Origin of the sequence: Lysobacter avium, assembly GCF_015209745.1 — a bacterium.
Lineage (GTDB): Bacteria > Pseudomonadota > Gammaproteobacteria > Xanthomonadales > Xanthomonadaceae > Novilysobacter > Novilysobacter avium.
Genome location: NZ_CP063657.1, coordinates 1,741,540 through 1,760,672 on the forward strand (window position 1 = coordinate 1,741,540; position 19,133 = coordinate 1,760,672).

At 64.9% G+C, this 19,133-nt stretch carries 16 protein-coding genes and 1 tRNA gene; 3 read left to right on the forward strand and 14 right to left on the reverse strand.

The genetic code is table 11. The annotated features are described in order from the left end of the window. Nucleotides 1-89: 89 nt before the first annotated feature. Both INQ42_RS07840 and INQ42_RS07845 read right to left on the reverse strand, forming a co-directional pair. Nucleotides 90-1,253 carry an acyl-CoA dehydrogenase family protein gene (locus INQ42_RS07840; protein WP_194033786.1) on the reverse strand — a complete coding sequence of 388 codons (1,164 nt, stop codon included), beginning with the start codon at nt 1,251-1,253 and terminating at the stop codon, nt 90-92. A gap of 133 nt (nt 1,254-1,386) precedes the next feature. Then, nucleotides 1,387-2,226 carry a glycine zipper 2TM domain-containing protein gene (locus tag INQ42_RS07845; protein WP_282435691.1) on the reverse strand — a complete coding sequence of 280 codons (840 nt, stop codon included), beginning with the start codon at nt 2,224-2,226 and terminating at the stop codon, nt 1,387-1,389. Nucleotides 2,227-2,400: 174 nt separating this feature from the next. Here INQ42_RS07845 and INQ42_RS07850 point away from each other — a divergent pair, with 174 nt between their 5' ends. From INQ42_RS07850 to INQ42_RS07860, 3 genes are read left to right on the forward strand one after another with little or no spacing between them, the layout of a single operon-like run. Further along, nucleotides 2,401-2,619, forward strand: a complete 219-nt coding sequence (locus INQ42_RS07850; protein ID WP_194033787.1) for a DUF6116 family protein — start codon at nt 2,401-2,403, stop codon at nt 2,617-2,619. 24 nt (nt 2,620-2,643) lie between these two features. Continuing rightward, complete coding sequence (locus INQ42_RS07855) at nt 2,644-3,423, forward strand: TatD family hydrolase (RefSeq protein WP_194033788.1); 780 nt, start codon at nt 2,644-2,646, stop codon at nt 3,421-3,423. A gap of 54 nt (nt 3,424-3,477) precedes the next feature. After that, nucleotides 3,478-4,314: an SDR family oxidoreductase gene (locus INQ42_RS07860; RefSeq protein WP_228062448.1), complete on the forward strand. Its 837-nt coding sequence runs from the start codon at nt 3,478-3,480 to the stop codon at nt 4,312-4,314. A gap of 54 nt (nt 4,315-4,368) precedes the next feature. Here INQ42_RS07860 and pnp read toward each other — a convergent pair whose 3' ends face one another. From pnp to nuoK, 12 genes are all read right to left on the reverse strand, one after another. Beyond that, on the reverse strand, nt 4,369-6,477 hold the full coding sequence (gene pnp / locus INQ42_RS07865; protein ID WP_194033790.1) for a polyribonucleotide nucleotidyltransferase: 2,109 nt from the start codon (nt 6,475-6,477) through the stop codon (nt 4,369-4,371). 148 nt (nt 6,478-6,625) lie between these two features. Next, nucleotides 6,626-6,886 (reverse strand): 30S ribosomal protein S15, encoded by a 261-nt coding sequence (gene rpsO / locus INQ42_RS07870; protein WP_043957234.1) that lies wholly within the window; start codon nt 6,884-6,886, stop codon nt 6,626-6,628. Nucleotides 6,887-7,063: 177 nt separating this feature from the next. Further along, nucleotides 7,064-8,020: a tRNA pseudouridine(55) synthase TruB gene (gene truB / locus INQ42_RS07875; RefSeq protein WP_194033791.1), complete on the reverse strand. Its 957-nt coding sequence runs from the start codon at nt 8,018-8,020 to the stop codon at nt 7,064-7,066. After that, nucleotides 8,017-8,391, reverse strand: coding sequence for a 30S ribosome-binding factor RbfA (gene rbfA / locus INQ42_RS07880; protein WP_194033792.1), 375 nt, complete (start codon nt 8,389-8,391; stop codon nt 8,017-8,019). The genes truB and rbfA overlap by 4 nt, the downstream gene beginning before the upstream one ends. Before the next feature lie 4 nt (nt 8,392-8,395). Beyond that, entirely contained in the window at nt 8,396-10,963 is a 2,568-nt protein-coding gene (gene infB / locus INQ42_RS07885) for a translation initiation factor IF-2 (RefSeq protein WP_194033793.1), read from the reverse strand. A 95-nt stretch (nt 10,964-11,058) separates the two neighbouring features. Beyond that, entirely contained in the window at nt 11,059-12,549 is a 1,491-nt protein-coding gene (gene nusA, locus INQ42_RS07890; protein WP_194033794.1) for a transcription termination factor NusA, read from the reverse strand. A gap of 4 nt (nt 12,550-12,553) precedes the next feature. Continuing rightward, nucleotides 12,554-13,168, reverse strand: coding sequence for a ribosome maturation factor RimP (locus INQ42_RS07895; RefSeq protein ID WP_194033795.1), 615 nt, complete (start codon nt 13,166-13,168; stop codon nt 12,554-12,556). Between the two features lie 215 nt (nt 13,169-13,383). Continuing rightward, nucleotides 13,384-13,460 (reverse strand) — tRNA-Met (locus INQ42_RS07900). 235 nt (nt 13,461-13,695) lie between these two features. After that, the gene (gene nuoN / locus INQ42_RS07905) at nt 13,696-15,138 is read right to left on the reverse strand and encodes an NADH-quinone oxidoreductase subunit NuoN (protein WP_194033796.1); all 1,443 of its coding nucleotides are present in this window, start codon (nt 15,136-15,138) and stop codon (nt 13,696-13,698) included. 64 nt (nt 15,139-15,202) lie between these two features. Continuing rightward, nucleotides 15,203-16,729 (reverse strand): NADH-quinone oxidoreductase subunit M, encoded by a 1,527-nt coding sequence (locus tag INQ42_RS07910; RefSeq protein WP_194033797.1) that lies wholly within the window; start codon nt 16,727-16,729, stop codon nt 15,203-15,205. 13 nt (nt 16,730-16,742) lie between these two features. Then, the gene (nuoL, locus tag INQ42_RS07915) at nt 16,743-18,797 is read right to left on the reverse strand and encodes an NADH-quinone oxidoreductase subunit L (RefSeq protein WP_194033798.1); all 2,055 of its coding nucleotides are present in this window, start codon (nt 18,795-18,797) and stop codon (nt 16,743-16,745) included. A 13-nt stretch (nt 18,798-18,810) separates the two neighbouring features. After that, complete coding sequence (gene nuoK, locus INQ42_RS07920) at nt 18,811-19,128, reverse strand: NADH-quinone oxidoreductase subunit NuoK (RefSeq protein ID WP_194035814.1); 318 nt, start codon at nt 19,126-19,128, stop codon at nt 18,811-18,813. Nucleotides 19,129-19,133 lie beyond the last annotated feature (5 nt).

Here is a 19,133-nt window from a genome sequence, read left to right on the forward strand (position 1 = left end):
CGGGGCTCCGCCTCGGCCGGTCGGCGCGAGGCTGCAATAGGAAGGTCTGGAGTTTCGTCAGGCGGGCAACTCGGGCGTCCGGTGCGCGATCAGAACGCGTTGATCCCCGTCAGCTCGCGGCCGACCACCAGCTGGTGGATGGTCTCGGTGCCCTCGTAGGTGATCACCGACTCCAGGTTCATGGCGTGGCGGATCGCGCAGTGCTCGGTGGTGATGCCGGCGCCGCCCAGCAGGTCGCGGCATTGGCGGGCGATGTCGATCGCCATGCGGCAGTTGTTCCACTTGGCCAGGCTGACCTGGGTCGGGGCCATGGTGCCGGCGTCCTTCATCCGGCCCAGCTGGACCACCAGCAACTGCGCCATGGTGATGCGGCGCGCCATGTCGGCCATCTTCAATTGGGCGGATTGCGTTGCCGCCACCGGGCGGTCGAACAGGATGCGTTCCTTGGTGTAGCCCAGCACTTCGTCCAGGCAGGCAATCGCCGCGCCGATCGGGCCCCAGGTGATGCCGTAGCGGGCCTGGGTCAGGCAGCCCAGCGGGCCCTTCAAACCCTTCACGCTGGGCAGGCGGTTGGCTTCGGGCACGCGCACGTTGTCAAAGAACAGGCCGCTGGTGACCGAGGCGCGCAGGCTCATCTTGTGCTTGATCTCCTGGGCGGCGAAGCCCTTCATGCCCTTCTCGACCACGAAGCCCTGGATGCCCTCAGCGGTCTGCGCCCAGACGATCGCGATGTCGGCCAAGTTGCCGTTGGTGATCCACATCTTGCTGCCGTTGAGGACCCAGTCGTCGCCGTCCTTTTTGGCGCTGGTCTTCATGTTGGCCGGATCGGAGCCGCCGTGCGGCTCGGTCAGGCCGAAGCAGCCGATGGTCTCGCCGCGCCCCATCGACGGCAGCCAGCGCTGCTTCTGCTCCTCGGTGCCGTAAGCGAAGATCGGGTACATGCACAGCGAGGACTGCACGGAGACGAAGCTGCGGATGCCGGAATCGCCGCGCTCCAGCTCCTGGCAGATCAGGCCGTAGGACACCGAATTCAGGCCGCCACCGCCGTATTCCTCGGGCAGTGAGGAGCCCAGCAGGCCCAGCTCGGCGATCTCGGCAATCAGCTCGCGCGGAAAGCGGCCTTCATCGAAGGCGTCGCCGATGATCGGAAGCACGCGCTCGTCGGTGAACCGCGCCACCGTGTCCTGCACGGCGCGCTCCTCCTCGGTGAGCAGGGAGCGGGTGTCGTACAGGTCGTAGGGATTGAGGGACATGGCGGACTCGTGCGCGAAAACGACCATTGTAAGCAGCACGCCGGATGGAGCGCACCCTGCACGCTTCAGGCCAAACGCGAAGGGGCCGGAATATCCGGCCCCTTCGATGCGCCACCTACGTGGGTAATGACGATCAGCCGCGCGGGGTACCGGCCACCGAAGCGGTCTGTACCACCACTTGGCCGTCGATCACCGGCAGGCGGTCACCAGGGCGGTCGTTCATGCGCACGGTGCGCTCCTGGCCGTCGAAGCGGTACGTGACGTCGTAGCCCACCACCTCATCCCGACTGCCCAGCGAAATGCGCTCGCCGGGCTTGCTGCCCATGCGCTTGCTGCCCGTCGTGCCATCCGGATTGCGGAACGAGACGTCGTAGCCGATCATCCGGCTGGACTGGGAGGTGTCGGCAACGGTGCGGCACTGCCGGTCCACCCGCTCCACGACCCGCCCACCGACGTGATTGCGGTCGACGCGGTTGCCAACAAAACCACCGGCGACGGCGCCGGCTGCAGTCGCTGCCTTGCGCCCGTTGCCCTTGCCGATCTGGTTGCCCAGGACGCCGCCGATCACCGCACCGGCAACCGTCCCGCCGACATTGCCATCGCGTTCGGGCAGGCGCTCCTGCACCACAACGTCCTCACACACCTGGCGTGGACTGGATACGGTGCTGGTTTCACGCACAGGGTCGACCCCGGTAACGACCGCGTACAGGTCTTCCTTCTCCGTCACCTCGTCGATATCGATCACATCCGCGTAGTCCAGGCGAGCCATCGGCGCCCGATCAAGCATGGCGATCGACCCGTCGGCGCGGGAATCGCCGGCAAAGGACGCCAGGTCCGTTTGGCCGGCGACCGGTGAAAAGCTGGCGGCACCAACATCGTGGCTCGCCGGCCGGTCGAACGAATTGTAGGCGGCAACCGCGACGCCACCGACCATCAGGGCAGCAACGGCAACGGCAAGCATGTTCTTGTTCATCTCTCCACCTCATCCGTGCGGGTCTCGCCCGCGCTATCGACTGCGTCCATTCCACCATCACCGGGCTGAACAGATCCGCACTTTGTGTCACATACTGCCCAAATGCGTCTGCACGGTCACAACATCGCAATTGCGATACTGATGACAGACGCTTCCGGATCACCGAGGAAATCCATGACCAACCCCCTTCTTTCGCCGTTCATGGGCTGGGCGCGAAAGCTCCGCTTCCCGACCCTGTTCAAGATCACCGCGGCGCTGTTCGTGCTTTCGGTGCTGATCCCCGACCCCGTTCCTTTTGTCGATGAGATCCTGCTGGGCCTGGGCACCCTCATGCTGGCCCAGTGGAAACAGCGCGGACAGGTGATCGACGCACCGCCCAAGCCCCCACGTTGATCCAGGCAGGCCGGTAGACATCCTGTGCTTGTAGACACGCATTGCCACCTTGACGCTCCGGAGTTCGACCAGGACCGCGCGGAAGTGGTCAAGCGCGCCCGGATCGCCGGCGTCACCCGGCAGGTGGTGCCGGCGACGATTGCCGCTGGCTGGCCGGGCTTGCGCGACGTCTGTGCCTCTGGCGACGGACTGCACGCCGCGTACGGCCTGCACCCGATGTTCCTGGATGCGCACCGACGCGAACACATCGCCGACCTGAAGCAGTGGATTGAACGCGAGAAGCCTGTTGCCGTGGGGGAATGCGGCTTGGATTTCTACATTCCGGATCCGGACCGCGAGGAACAGGCCTGGTACTTCGATGCCCAGCTCAAACTGGCGCGCGACTTCGACCTGCCGGTGATCGTCCACGCCCGCCGCGCGGTGGATCAGGTGATCTCCGCGATCCGCCGGATCGGCAATCTTCGCGGCGTCGTCCACAGCTTCCCCGGCAGCCAGCAGCAGGCCGATATCCTCTGGGAGAACGGGTTCATGCTCGGATTCGGCGGGCCGGTCACGTATGAGCGCGCAAAACGCCTGCGCAGGATCGTGGCGACGATGCCGCTGGAATGGCTGCTGCTGGAAACCGACGCACCCGACCAGCCCGATGCCGCCCATCGCGGCAAGCGCAACGAGCCCGCGCGCATTACCCATGTGCTGGAAACCATCGCCCAGCTGCGGGACATTTCCGCGGATGAGCTGGCCGCCGCAACCTCGTCCAATGCCGAGCGACTGTTCGGCCTGCCGCCTGCCCCTCAACATTGCTGACGCGCCGACCTTTCCGCCGCTCGTGCACAATCGTTTGAATAGATGGGGGTGGGCATGCAATCAGTAGAGGGAAAAATCGTCCTGATCACCGGCGCCGCAATGGGCATGGGCCGGCTGTATGCCGAGCGTGCGATCGCGGAGGGCGCCAAGTCCGTGGTGCTCTGGGACCTGGACGGACCTGGTCTGGCGGCCACCCGGGATGAGATCGGCAGGCCGGGCACACAGATCCACGCCTACGTTGTAGACGTCGCCTCGCTGTCCGATATCACCACCGCCGCGGCGCGGGTGCGCAGCGAAGTGGGCGATCCGGACGTGGTCATCAACAACGCCGGCATCGTGCGCAGCAAGCTGTTCTGGGAGCACGACCACACGCGCGACATTGCGGCGGTGATGGACATCAACGTGCTGGCCCTGATGCACATCACCCGCGAGTTCCTTCCGGCGATGATCGCCAATCCGGGTCCTGCGCGCATTCTGAACGTGGCCTCCGCTTCAGGGATGCTGTCGGTGCCGCGGATGAGCGTCTACGCCGCGTCCAAATGGGCGGTGATCGGCTGGAGCGATTCAGTGCGGCTGGAACTGTTGCGTGCAGGGCACGGCCACGTACGAGTGACGACGCTGATCCCGAGCTATATCACCACCGGCATGTTCGCCGGCGCGCGGGCGCCGCTGCTGACGCCGCTGATGGAACCCGAAGACGTCGTCGACCGTGCGTGGCGAGCGATGAAGCGCGGCAAGGCCCGGCTGATGATGCCGTGGTCCGTGTGGCTCAGCGGCGCGCTGCGGGGCGTACTGCCGCAGCCGTTGTGGGACGTGCTGGCTGACAGGGTGTTCCGGGTCTACTCATCGATGGACCATTTCACCGGGCGCCGGCCCAGACCGGGCGCATGAAAAAAGCGGGCCGAAGCCCGCTTTTCTGCAAACAAACAATCGCGCCCTTGCGGATTACTCCGCCGGCGTACCCTCGCCTTCGTCCACGGCCTTCATCGACAGGCGGATGCGGCCCTGCTTGTCGACTTCCAGCACCTTGACCTTGACCATGTCGCCTTCCTTGAGCACGTCGCTGACCTTCTCGACGCGGTCGTTGGAGATCTGCGACACGTGGACCAGACCGTCCTTCCCCGGGGAGATCGTCACGAACGCGCCGAAGTCCATGATCTTGGCGACCTTGCCTTCGTAGATGCGGCCCGGCTCGACGTCCGAGGTGATCTGCTCGATCCGGTCCTTGGCAGCCTGACCGGCGATCGCATTGACCGAGGCGATGGTGATCGTGCCGTCGTCCTGGATGTCGATCTGGGTGCCGGTTTCCTTGGTGATGGCCTGGATCACCGAGCCACCCTTGCCGATCACTTCACGGATCTTGTCGGGATGGATCTTGATGGTGATCAGGCGCGGCGCGAACTCGCTCAGCTCGCCACGCGGCGAGGTCATCGCATGGGCCATCTCGCCCAGGATATGCAGGCGACCGGCCTTGGCCTGCTGCAGCGCCGCCTTCATGATCTCCTCGGTGATGCCCTGGATCTTGATGTCCATCTGCAGGGCCGAAATGCCCTCGCTGGTACCGGCCACCTTGAAGTCCATGTCGCCCAGGTGATCCTCGTCGCCGAGGATGTCGGACAGCACGACGTAGTCATTGCCTTCCTTCACCAGGCCCATCGCGATGCCCGCGACCGGGGCCTTGATCGGCACCCCGGCGTCCATCAGTGCCAGCGAGCTGCCGCAGACCGACGCCATCGACGAGGAGCCGTTCGACTCGGTGATCTCCGAGACCACGCGGATGGTGTACGGGAAGGCTTCCATGGTCGGCATCACGGCGAGCACGCCGCGCTTGGCCAGGCGCCCGTGGCCGATCTCGCGGCGCTTCGGGCCCATCATGCGGCCCGCTTCGCCCACCGAGTAGGGAGGGAAGTTGTAGTGGAACAGGAAGTGGTCCTTGTACTCGCCGCCCACGGCATCGATGACCTGGCCATCGCGCGCGGTACCCAGGGTGACCGCGACGATCGCCTGGGTCTCGCCACGGGTGAACAGCGCCGAGCCGTGCACACGCGGCAGGATGCTGACCTTGGAGCTGATCCCGCGCACCGCGTCGGGGGCACGGCCGTCGATACGGACCTTGGTGCTGAGCACAGTGCCGCGCAGGGTGCTGTATTCCAGCTCGGAAAACTGCTTGGATACGTCGCTTGTGGTCCAGCCGTTGGCTTCCATCTGCTCGGCCATCGAGCCTAGCACGTCCTTCTTCAGCGCCGAGATGGCGTCCTTGCGCTCGAGCTTGTCGCTCACCGCAAACGCCTGGGTCAGGCGATCGCCCAGCGTGGCCTTCAGTGCGGAGACCAGCGACTCGTCGGCGGCCGGCGCAGACCAGGTCCACTTGGGCTTGCCGGCCTCGGCGACCAGCTCGTTGATCGCGTTGATCGCGACCTGCATCTGCTGGTGGCCGAACATCACCGCGCCCAGCATCACGTCCTCGGACAGCACATCGGCTTCAGACTCGACCATCAGAACCGCATCGGCGGTACCGGCGACGACGAGCTCAAGCTTGGAATCCTCCAGCTCCGAGACGGTCGGGTTGAGGATGTACTCGCCATCCTTGTAGCCGACCTTGGCGGCAGCGATTGGGCCATCAAACGGCGCACCCGACAGCGCGAGCGCGGCGGAGGCGCCGATCAGGGCCGGGATGTCGCCGTCGATCTCCGGGTTCAGCGACATCACCGTGGCGATGATCTGGACCTCGTTGCGGAAGCCATCGGGGAACAGCGGGCGGATCGGACGATCGATCAGGCGGGAGATCAGCGTCTCCTTCTCGGTCTGGCGCCCTTCGCGCTTGAAGAAGCCGCCGGGGATGCGGCCGCCAGCGTAGAACTTTTCCTGATAGTCGACGGTCAGGGGGAAGAAATCCTGGCCCTCGCGCGCGGTTTTGTTGGCAACCGCGCTGACCAGCAGCACGGTGTCTTCAACGCGGACGATTACTGCGCCGCCGGCCTGGCGGGCGATCTCACCGGTTTCCAGGGTGACCTGGTGCTTGCCGTACTGGAAGGTCTTGGTAATTTTTGACACGTTGAATTCCTATCGGTGCGGTTGCGGTCAGGCGTTGGCCGGGGGGTTGCCCGGACGGTCGCCGGCTGCGACCTGTTGCTGGTTCTACCACGGCCTTCCGACCGCGGAAACGCATCGCGGCGCCCGTAAGCGCCGCGATGGGAAAAGTTTAGCGACGAAGGCCGAGCTTCGCGATCAATGCCTTGTAACGAGCCACGTCCTTGCGGTGCAGATAGTCAAGCAGGCTGCGACGGCGGTTCACCATCATCAGCAGGCCACGACGGCTGTGGTGGTCCTGTTTGTGCTCCTTGAAGTGACCCTGGAGCATCTCGATGCGTGCGGTCAGCAGGGCGACCTGGACTTCCGGCGAGCCGGTGTCGTTCTCGCCGCGCTTGTTCTCTTCAATGACTTTCTGGGTATCAATGGACATCTTGGTGCCTCGTAGACGCGCGACCCGCAGAACGCTGCCGGCACTGGAAAAAAGTGCCGGCGCACCACAATGGTCCGCCGCTGGATGGTAGGAGATTGTTGAAACGAAGGATGCCTGTCAAAGGCAAGGCGAATTGTAGCCTCCTGCCCAGGTGACAACAAGGCGCAGGGGAGGATTTCAGGGCTGCGGGGCAGTGGCCCAGACGAACAGGCGCTGCGGATGGACCCAACCGGCATCGTCGATGCGCCCGATGCCGAGCGCACGACCGTCCTGATCATGGACCGCGACCGTGGTGCCGGCACTCACCTCCGGCTTCGCTGCCGGTAGAACCGGCTGTCCGAAGCCAAGCGTGCGGGCCTGGGCCTCGTCCAGGTCCACCCGGGTAAAGTCAGCCAGACCGGCCTCAACGGGCAGCAGCGCGGCATCCAGGACGGCCTCACCCTGCTTCGCGAGCGCTTCCAGCGCCTCCAGGGTAAGCATCCGGGGCTGCCGGAAAGGGTCGACCCAGGTCCGGCGAAGATGTTCGACATGCGCACCACAGCCAAGAGACTCGCCCATGTCACGCACCAGGCTGCGGATGTAGGTACCGGAACCGCACTCGACGCCGAGCTGAAGGCGCTCCCCGTCGCGCGCCAGCAGGTCAAGCGAATGCACGGTCACCTTACGCACCGGCGCCTCGATCGCTTCGCCCCTGCGGGCCTTGGCATAGAGGGGTTCACCTCCCTGTTTGAGCGCGGAGTAGATCGGTGCGCGCTGCTCGATCCCGCCGCGCAGTGGTGTCAGCGCGGCTTCGATATCTGCATCGACCAGCGCGGGGACCGGGCGCTCGCGAAGTACCGTGCCGTCGGCATCATCGGTATCGGTGCTGATGCCCAGCACTGCGGTGGCCAGATAGGCCTTGTCGGCACCGAGCAGCAGCCCGGCGATCTTGGTCGCCTCGCCAAAGCAGATCGGCAACAAGCCTGTCGCGAGGGGATCAAGGCTTCCGGTATGGCCCGCCTTGCGGGCACGGAAGATGTGGCGGGCGCGCTGCATCGCCTGGTTGGAACTCAGGCCCGCGGGCTTGTCCAGCAACAACAGGCCATCAAGGGAACGAAACCGGGTACGGGGACGTTTTCCCGCGGCGGCGGTCATTCCTGCGGATCGTCCCCGTCATCGGTGGCCAGCGGCGGGTTTTCGCGCAGCAGGGTGTCGATTCGCTCGCCACGGTCGACCGAGTCGTCGTAGTGGAAATGCAGTTCGGGCACGTGGCGCAGCTTCATCGCCCGGCCCAACTCGTAACGCAGCGGCTTGACGAGCTCCTTCAGCCCGGCCATGGCCTCGTCGGAGCGCTCGGCCTGCAACGCGGTGACGAAGACCTTGGCGTGCGCCAGGTCCCGGGTCACCTCGACATCGGACACGCTCACCGATGGAAGGCCGTGCTCGCGAACCGCCGCATGCACCAGGGTGCCCAGCTCACGTCGGAGCTGGGCGGAAACACGATCGGAGCGATGGAAGGTCTTCATCGCATCACAGCGTGCGCTGGACTTCGATGCGCTCGAAGCACTCGATGACATCGCCAACCTGGACGTCGTTGTACTGCTTCACACCGATGCCGCACTCGGTGTTGACGCGGACCTCGTCGACGTTCTCCTTGAAGCGGCGCAGGGATTCCAGCTCGCCTTCGAAGATGACCACGCTGTCGCGCAGGACGCGGATCGGCTTGGTCCGCTTGACCACGCCCTCCACCACCATGCAGCCGGCAACCGCGCCGAACTTGGAGCTGCGGAAGACGTCGCGGACCTCGGCGTTGCCGATGATTTCCTCGCGGATCTCCACGCCCAGGATGCCGGACGCGACCTGCTTCACCTGATCGATCACGTCATAGATGATCGAGAAGTAGCGCAGGTCCACGCCGTTGGTCTCGATGACCTTGCGCGCCGAGGCGTCGGCGCGGACGTTGAAGCCGATGATGGTGGCCTTGGAGGTCGAGGCCAGCTGCGCGTCGGACTCGTTGATACCACCGACACCGGAGCCGATCACGTTGATGCGGATGTCGCTGGTGGACAACGCGGTGAGTGCCTCGGTCAGTGCCTGCACCGAACCCTGCACGTCCGCCTTGATGATCAAGGGCAGGCTCAGCTGATCACCCTGGCCGATCTGGGCCATGATGTCTTCCATGCGGTTGCCGCTCTGGGCGACCAGACGCGATTCGCGGCGCTGCGCGTCACGCTGACCGGCAACATCCTTGGCCAGGCGCTCGTCCTCGACCACGACGAAATCGTCGCCGGCATCGGGCACGCCGGACAGGCCCAGGACCTGCACGGGAATGGATGGCCCGGCGGAATCGACCTGCTCGCCTGCCTCGTTGAACAGCGCTCGTACGCGGCCATATTGCACGCCGCAGACCAGGTAGTCGCCCTTCTTGAGCTCACCCTGCTGCACCAGCACCGTAGCCACGGCACCGCGGCCCTTGTCGAGCGCGGACTCGATGACGACGCCGCTGGCGCGGCCATCAGCCACCGCAGACAGCTCGAGGAACTCGGCCTGCAGCGTGATCGCGTCCAGCAGGCCGTCGATGTTCTGCCCGGTCTTTGCCGAGAGCTCAACGAACTGGGTGTCACCACCGAACTCCTCGGCGACGACCTCGTGCTCGAGCAACTCGTTCTTGACCCGCAGCGGGTCGGCTTCGGACTTGTCGATCTTGTTGATCGCCACGATCAGCGGAACGCCGGCGGCCTTGGCATGCTGCACCGCTTCCACCGTCTGCGGCTTCACGCCATCGTCGGCGGCAACCACGAGCACAATGATGTCGGTCAGCTTGGCACCGCGCGAGCGCATCGACGAGAACGCCGCGTGGCCCGGGGTATCCAGGAAGCTGATGATGCCCTTGTCGGTTTCGACGTGGTACGCACCGATGTGCTGGGTGATGCCACCCGCTTCGCCGGTGGCGATCTTGGTGCGGCGGATATAGTCCAGCAACGAGGTCTTGCCGTGGTCGACGTGACCCATGATGGTCACGACCGGCGGACGGGATGTCTGCTCGCCGTCGATGTTCTCGACGTGGGCCAGCAGGACATTCTCCACGTCGGCGGCGTCGGCGCGGACCACGTTGTGGCCCAGCTCCTCGGTCACCAGCGCGGCGGTGTCATGGTCGATGCTCTGCGTGATCGTCGCCATGACGCCCATCTTGAACAGCGCCTTGACCACTTCGCCGCCCTTGAGCGACATCTTCTGCGCCAGGTCGGCCACGGTGATGGTCTCGCCGATGGCGACATCGCGCACGATCGGCGCGGTCGGCCGGGTGAAGCCCGTTCCGGTACGGCTCTGGTCGCTCTGGCGGCGCGGCTTGGCGCGGCCACGGGTATTGGTGGAACGACGCGCACGATCGGACGCACTCAGGTGCATCTGGCCGGCAAAACGCTTGCCGCCGCGATCATCATCGCGGCCCGCCGGAGCGGCCGCACCACGACCCTTGCGGGGTGCTGCCGGGCGGTCATCGCCGCGGGCAGGTGGTTTGGGATGACCGTGGCCATGCGTTGGCGCCGGCTCGGGAATCTCGTCGGGCGCAGCAACCACCGGCGCGGCTTCGGCGGCCTTGGCTTCTTCGATCTTGCGGCGCTCGGCTTCTTCTGCGTCACGCTTGGCCTGCTCGGCCTCCTCGGCGCGGCGCTGGTCAGCCTCGGCCAATGCCTTCTGCTCGGCCAGATTGCGCTGACGCGATTCCTCCAGCTTGCGCAGGATCTCGGCGCGCTCATCGGTCGGATCCACGACGCCGGCATCGGGCCGGACCACTGTGACCTTCTTGCGCACGACGACATCCACCGTCGACCGGCTCTTGCCACCGCCGACGGTCAATTCCTGCCGGCGGCTGCGGTTGAGGGTGATCTTTTTCGGGGCCTCGCCCTTGGCGTCCGCGGTTTCCGGCTTGCCATGGGTGCGACGCAGGAACCCGAGCAATTTGACCTTCTCGGTACTGGTGACGGCCTGGTCCGGGCCACTGAACGGCATGCCGGCCTCGGCCAACTGCTCCAGCAACTTCTCGACCGGCGTATTCACCAGTTGGGCCAACTTGCGGATGGTGGTTTGCTGCGACATTCGGTTTCCGTGTCCTGTGGCACGGACCAGTGCCCGTGCGTGATGATGCATTGTAGCGGCTGGGTTGCCTGAACCCGGTCAAAAACCCCGCCGCGTTACTCGAACCAGTGTTTGCGCGCTTCCATGATCAATGCGGAGGCGCGTGCCTCGTCCAGGCCTTCAACGTCGGCCAGCTCGTCGGTGGCAAGATCGGCCAGGTCGTCCCTGGTGACGATGCCCCGCGCGGCGAGGACAAGGGCGAGATCTTCGTCCATGCCCTCCAGCGTAAGCAGGTCCTGCGAAGGGGCGCCGTCGTCCTCCACTGCCTCTTCGGCGGCGAGCGCGTCATCAAGCAGCGCATCGCGGGCGCGGGTGCGCAGTTCCTCGACAATGTCCTCGTCGAAGCCTTCCACGGCCAGCAATTCGCCGACCGGGACGTAGGCAATCTCCTCGATGGTATTGAAGCCTTCCGCCACAAGGATCGACGCGATTTCCTCATCGACCTCCAGCTTCTCCTGGAACAGCTGGCGGGCGGCCGACTGCTCGGCCTCCGACTTCTCGGTGACCTGGTCCTGGGTCATCACGTTGAGCTGCCAACCCGACAGGCGGCTGGCGAGGCGCACGTTCTGACCGCCCTTGCCGATCGCCTGGGCGAGGCGGTCTTCGGCAACCGCCAGGTCCATCGAGTGCTTGTCCTCGTCGACGATGATCGACTGGACCTCGGCGGGCGCCATTGCGTTGATCACGAACTGGGCCGGATTGTCGGACCACAGCACGATATCCACGCGCTCGCCGTTGAGCTCGTTGGTGACCGCCTGCACGCGCGAACCACGCATGCCAATGCAGGCACCGATCGGATCGGTTCGGTTGTCGTGTGCGAGCACCGCGATCTTCGCGCGGTCGCCCGGATCGCGCGCGCAGCCCATGATCGAGACCAGGCCCTGGCCGACCTCGGGCACCTCGAGCTTGAACAGTTCCATCATGAACTCGGGGGCGGCGCGGCTGATGAACAGCTGCGGCCCACGCGGCTCGCTGCGCACGTCGTAGAGGTAACCGCGGACGCGGTCGCCCGCACGCAGGACGTCACGCGGAATGCCCTTGTCCTTGGTGATGATCGCCTCGGCGTTGCCGCCCAGGTCGACGTAGATGTTGCCGCGCTCGACGCGCTTGACGATGCCCGTCACCAGCTCGCCGACGCGGTCCTTCCAGGCATCGATGACCTGCGCTCGCTCGGCCTCGCGCACGCGCTGCACGATCACCTGCTTGGCGGCCTGCGCGGCAATGCGTCCGAACTCCGGGTTGTCGATCTGCTCGTCGATGTAGTCGCCGACCTCGACGCCCTCGACCTCGTCGACGGCATCCATCAGGCGGATCTGGCGGTCGGGCGACTCCATGACCACGTCATCGGCGACCACTTCCATGCGCCGGAAGGTCTCGTAGCTGCCGTCCTCGGGATTGATCTTGACCCGGACCAGCACGTCTTCGTCGAGGTAGCGCTTCTTCGCCGCGGAGGCCAGCGCGGCCTCGATGGCATCGAGGATCACCGACTCCGGCACGCCCTTCTCATGGGCGACCGCGTCCACGACCAGCAACAGTTCCTTGCTCATCTCGTCACTCCGCCGCGGGCGGTTCGTCCGCCGTCGGCTTGTTGGTTGATTTTCCGGTTGGATTCTTTCGCGCACCCGGCTTGGCACCGGGCTTGCTTGGCGCCAGGCCCAGCGCGGCCCAGTCGGGAACCAGGCGCGCCTTGTCGATATTGTCTGCGGCGACCACAAACTCGGCCCCGTCCACCAGGAACGATACGCCCTCGCCGTCGACCCGGGTGATGACGCCGGTGAGGCGACGGCGCCCATCGATCGGCAGTCGCAGCGTGACTTTGGCGGTCTCGCCGATGAAGCGGGCGAACTGCGCCTGCGTGAACAGCGGTCGATCGAGCCCGGGGGAGGACACCTCGAGGGTGTAGTTGCCGGAAATCGGGTCTTCCACGTCGAGTTGGGCGGACACCTCGCGGCTCACCGCCTCGCAGTCCTCGATGGAGACCGAGCGCGGCAAGTGGTCACCATTGCCGGTCTCCGCTGGATCAGCCCCGTCGGCCGGCACGTCGATGTACAGCCGCACGACCGCACCGCCCGGTGACGGGAGGTACTCGATGCCAAGCAGCTCGACTCCCAGGGAAGAAACCGTTGGGGCGAGAAGGCGGCTGATTTCGGCGGCTTTGTCCGTCACTCGTGGCTGACTCCTGCGATCGCACGTGGATATCTGCAAACCATTCCAGCAAAAACAACAAAGGACCCAATGGGCCCCTTGTCCAAACACCTGGATGTCGGTGCGACACGCGAGCAGAGCGTGTCACCAAGCCCAGGCTTCGATCATGACGGAAGAGACTCCATGTGGAGGCAGGCCCGCGAAACGCCGCTGTTCTGGCGATCCTGATCTGAAGCTGGTAGCGGGGGCAGGATTTGAACCTGCGACCTTCGGGTTATGAGCCCGACGAGCTGCCAGACTGCTCCACCCCGCATCAGGCCGCCCATTGTATCGGCGGACTTGAAACTTCGCAAGAGCCCGCCAAGACCTCTGGGGGATATCCTGCCCGACGGACGATGTCTGCCGGTGTTGCCCGAAGCCGTCTTACCGGTCTTCGCACCCTCTCGGGCCGAGCATCATAACCGCTCGCCACCCAAATGGGAACAACAATCGGTCTGCGCTCGCCAACCGCAGTATCGGAGGTCGCGCGCGACGGCCAGCGCGTCGACTCAGATGCCGAAGGAACGCTGGCACCACTCCATCAGCGGGCTCCAGGCCAGACCCAGCGCCAGCAGGATCATCGCGTTCACGCCGAATACGATCCGCAGCGGCCGGTTGCTGGACGGAGGGTGCACGGGACCCACCGCCTCGTCGAAGTACATCACCTTGACCACCCGCAGGTAGTAGAACGCGCCGATCACCGCGAAAACGATACCGACGATCGCCAGCCAGAGCATGTCGCCCTGCACCGCCGCCTGCAGCACAGCAAGCTTGGCCCAGAAGCCGATGAAGGGCGGCACGCCGGCAAGCGAGAACATCACCAGCAGGATCATCCCCGCCATCCAGGGGTTGCGCGAGTTCAAGCCGCGATAGTCGATGATCTCGTCCGCATCGAAGCCGCGGCGCGACATAACCACGATGGCGCCGAAGGCGGCCGCCGCCATGAGCGCGTAACTGATGGCATAGAACATCGCCGCTGCATAACCGCCGGGAGAGGCGGCCGCGAACCCGATCAGAAGGAAGCCCACGTGGGAAATCGTCGAGTACGCCAGCATCCGCTTCAGGTTGACCTGCATCAGCGCGCCGAAGTTGCCGAGCGCCAGTGACAGCACCGCCAGGACGCCCAACATGATCCGCCAATGGTCGTTCAGTGGCCCCAGGCCCTGCTCCAGCAGGCGGTAGGTCAGGCCGAAGGCGGCCAGCTTGGGCGCCGAGCCGATGAACAGGCTGATCGGAGTGGGCGCACCGTGGTACACGTCCGGCAGCCACATGTGGAAAGGCGCGGCACCGAACTTGAAGGCGATGCCTGCGACCACGAACACGAGGCCGGTCGCCAGCAGCGTGGGCGACTCGGTGATCGGCGCGGCCAACGCGACGGCCTGGATGTCCAGCGCGCCGGTGGCGCCATAGATCAGCGAGAGCCCGTAAAGCAGCAAACCGGAAGCCAGCGACCCCAGCACGAAGTACTTGATGCCCGCCTCGGACGCCATCGAGTTGTCACGGTCGATGGCCACCAGCGCGTAGGAGCACAGCGCGAGCATCTCCAGGCCGATGTAGATCATCACCAGGTTGCCGGCCGACACCAGCAGCATCATGCCCAGGGTCGCGAACAGCATCAGCACGGACATCTCGCCCTTGTAGATGCCCCGCTCGCGCATGAACGGCCACAGGTAAACCATCGACAGCGCCGACGCCAGCGCGATGCCGATCTTCAGCACATCTGCAAGCGTGTCGCGCACGAACATGCCGTCGAATACGTTCCCGTGCTCCCCCACGCCGGTGGCCAGCATCGCCGCCACGGCCAGCAACAGGACCATCGACAGGACATGGATGACGGCGCGGCGGGTCTCGTCCAGGAACAGATCGAGCATCAGCAGCGCGAAGGCACCGCCGACCAGGACCAGCTCTGGCAGCAGCGGCAGCAATTCGGCGGCGGAACGTACGTGGATCATTGGCTATCTCTGATTGGTCAGGCGCAGGTCGCGCGATTGGCCGACTGGACTGGTTGCAACTTGCCTAGAACTTGGATGCGGCGATCTGCATCGCCAGATTGGCGATGGTGGGTTCCATCATGTCGGTCAGCGGCTTGGGCCAAACGCCCAGCGCCAGGGTAAAGACGGCAAAAACCCCCAGCACGAACATCTCGCGGCCATTGATGTCCTTCATCGCCGCGACCTTGTCGTTGGCAACTGGCCCCCACAGCACGCGCTTGACCAGCCACAGGCTGTAACCGGCACTGATGATCAGGGTCAGCGCGGCCACCAGGGCAATCAACGGGTGCTTCTGGAAGCTGGCGACGATGACCATGAACTCGCCGACGAACCCGGAGGTACCCGGCAGCCCTGAGTTGGCCATCGCGAACAGCACGTAGAACACCGCGAACGCCGGCATCAGGTTCGCCACGCCGCCGTAATCGCTGATCCGGCGCGTGTGCAGGCGGTCGTAGAGCACGCCGATGCTGGTGAACAGCGCCGCGGAGATGAAGCCGTGGCTGACCATCTGCACCATCGCACCCTGCAGGCCCAGACGCGCCGCGTCGACGTTGCCGAAGTCGCGCACCAGGCCGAAGGCAATGAAGGTACCCAGGGTGACAAAACCCATGTGGGCGACCGAGGAGTAGGCAATCAGCCGCTTCATGTCCGACTGCGCCAGCGCGACCAGACCAACGTAGACGACCGCGATCAGGCTGAGCGCGATCAGCAGCCACGCCCACTCCGCGCCCGCATCAGGGACGATCGGCAGCGCGAAACGCAGGAAGCCATAGCCGCCGATCTTCAGCATGATCGCGGCCAGGATCACCGAACCGGCGGTCGGTGCTTCGACGTGCGCGTCCGGCAACCAGGTGTGCACCGGGAACATCGGGATCTTGATCGCAAAACCGAGCAGGAAGCCGAAGAAGATCCAGGTCTGCTCGGTGGCGGTCAGCGACAGCTGCACCATGTCGGCGATCTGCCAACTGCCGCCCTTCATGTACAGGTAGATCAGCGCGATCAACATGAACACCGACCCGAGGAAGGTGTAGATGAAGAACTTGAGCGCGGCGTAGACCCGGCGCGGCCCACCCCAGACGCCGATGATGATGAACATCGGGATCAGCATGCACTCGAAGAACACGTAGAACAGCATCGAGTCGAGCGCGCAGAAGATGCCGATCATCAGCCCTTCCAGGATCAGGAAGGAGGCGTAGTACTGGCTGACGCGCTTGTCCACGCCCCACGCCCCGATCAGCACCAGCACCGAGGTCAGCGCGGTCAGGCCGATCAGCGGCACCGAGAATCCGTCCACGCCGAAGTGGTAGCGGATATCGAAGGCCGGGATCCACGGTTTGTTCTCGACGAACTGCATCGCCGCGGTGCTGTAGTCGAATCCGGTGAACAGCAGCAGGCTGAGCACGAAGGTGATGGCGGCGACGCCGGTGGCAAACCAGCGGGCGGGAACGGCCCGCTCGTTACCAAGGGCAAGGGTGATCAGGCCGCCGATGATCGGCAGCCAAACAAGCAGGCTCAGCAAAGGAAGCGCGCTCTGGAAGGGCTCGGGGGTCACGTCGCGGTCCTTGTCAGATCAGGTTACGGATGAGGGCGGCCAACATCACGATCAGGCCGATAATCATCACAAAGGCGTAGTGGTACAGGTAGCCGGACTGGATCCGGCGGCTCAGGTTGGCAACCAGCTCGACCACCCGGACGCTGCCGTTGACGAACAGTCCGTCGATCAACTTGCTGTCCACCGCGCTGGATGCCTGGCCGACCTTGAGGCTGCCACCGGCGAGGCCCTTGATCCACAGCGTGTCGAAACCGTATTTCTCCTCGAGGATGCGGACCGGAACTGCCAATGTCGCGCGGGCCTTGGCCGGCAGATCCGGCCTCCAGACATACATCACCGTGGCCAGGGCAAACCCGCCCAGGGCAAGCCAGAACGTCGGCGCGGTCAGGCCATGCAGTGCGAACTGGACCGGGCCATGCCAGACCTCAGACGCGAGGGTGGCGACCACGTCACGCGCGGCACTGACGTCGATGGACCCGAGGAAGAACGGCGCCTGTTCGATGCTTCCGCTCCAGTTGGTCCCGAACAGCATCGGACCGGCGGTGAAGAAGCCGATCAGCACGGAGGGAATCGCCAACAGGATCAGCGGCACCGTCACCGACAGCGGCGACTCGTGCGGCTCGTGGACGTCGTGGCCTTCATGGGGCAGCGCGTCGCCGTGAACGATGGCCGGCGCGTCGCGGAAGCGTTCCTTGCCGTGGAAGGTCAGGTACAGCAGGCGGAAGCTGTAGAAGGCGGTGACGAACGCGCCCAGCAGGACAGCCCAGTACGCGTACTGGTGGACCCAGCTGCCACCGGCGCTGGCGTGGTGCGCCGCCTCGATGATGGTGTCCTTGGAGTAGAAACCGCTGAAAAATGGCGTCCCGACCAGCGCCAGCGTGCCGATCAGCATCGTCCAGTAGGTCACCGGCATGTACTTGCGCAGGCCGCCCATGCGGCGCATGTCCTGCTCGTGATGCATGCCGATGATCACCGAGCCGGCGCCCAGGAACAGCAGCGCCTTGAAGAAGGCGTGGGTCATAAGGTGGAAGACGCCCGCACTGTATGCCGACACGCCCAGCGCGACGGTCATGTAGCCCAGCTGGGACAGCGTGGAATACGCAATCACCCGCTTGATGTCGTTCTGCACGATGCCGATCAGGCCGGTGAAGAACGCGGTCGTCGCACCGATGAACAGGATGAACTGCAACGCGGTATCCGACAGCTCGAACAGGGGTGACATCCGCGCCACCATGAAGATGCCCGCGGTGACCATGGTCGCGGCATGGATCAGCGCGGAGATCGGTGTCGGGCCTTCCATGGAGTCCGGCAACCACACGTGCAGCGGCACCTGCGCCGACTTGCCCATCGCGCCGATGAACAGGCAGATGCCGATCACGGTTGCGATGGACCACTCGTGACCGTCGATCACCGACATGGTCTGGCCGACCAGGCTGGTCGAATTGGCGAACACGGTCGCGTAGTCCAGCGAGCCGAAGTGCCACGCCACCGCGGCGATGCCGAGGATGAAGCCGAAATCACCGACGCGGTTGACCATGAACGCCTTGAAGTTGGCGAACACCGCGGTGGGACGCTTGAACCAGAACCCGATCAGCAGGTAGGAGACCAGCCCCACCGCTTCCCAGCCGAAGAACAGCTGCAGGAAGTTGTTGCTCATCACCAGCGCCAGCATGGAGAAGGTGAACAGGCTGATGTAGCTGAAGAAGCGCTGGTAGCCGTCGTCGCCGGCCATGTAACCGATGCTGTAGATGTGCACCAACAGCGACACGAACGTCACCACCACCATCATCATCGCGGTCAGCTTGTCGACCATGAAGCCGATATGCGCCTCGAAGCCGCCGACCTTGAACCAGGTGTAGAGGTTCTCGTTGAACGGCGCCGCACCCTGCCCCACCAGCTGCCACAGCACCCAGCCAGACAGCGCGCAACTGATAGCCACGCCCAGGATGGTGACGCTGTGCGCGCCGGCGCGGCCGATCCTGCGGCCGAAGAAGCCCGCGATGATCGTGCCCACCAGTGGCGCGAGGACGATGGCCAGCAGCGCCGACTTGGAAACGACGAATTCCATACCCGACATCGGATCAGCCCTTCATCAAATCGATTTCGGCGACGTTGATCGTGCGCCTGTTACGGAACAGCGTGACGAGGATCGCCAGGCCAATGGCGGCTTCAGCCGCAGCCACGGTCAGGATGAAGAACACGAACACCTGGCCGGCCGGATCGCCGAACTGTCGCGAGAAACCGACGAAGTTGATGTTGACGGCGAGCAGCATCAGCTCGATCGACATGATCAGGACGATGACGTTCTTGCGGTTGAGGAAGATGCCCGCAACCGAGATGCAGAACAGCACCGCACCCAATGCGAGGTAGTGGCCCAGCGCCAGGCTGGAATCGACCATTTCCA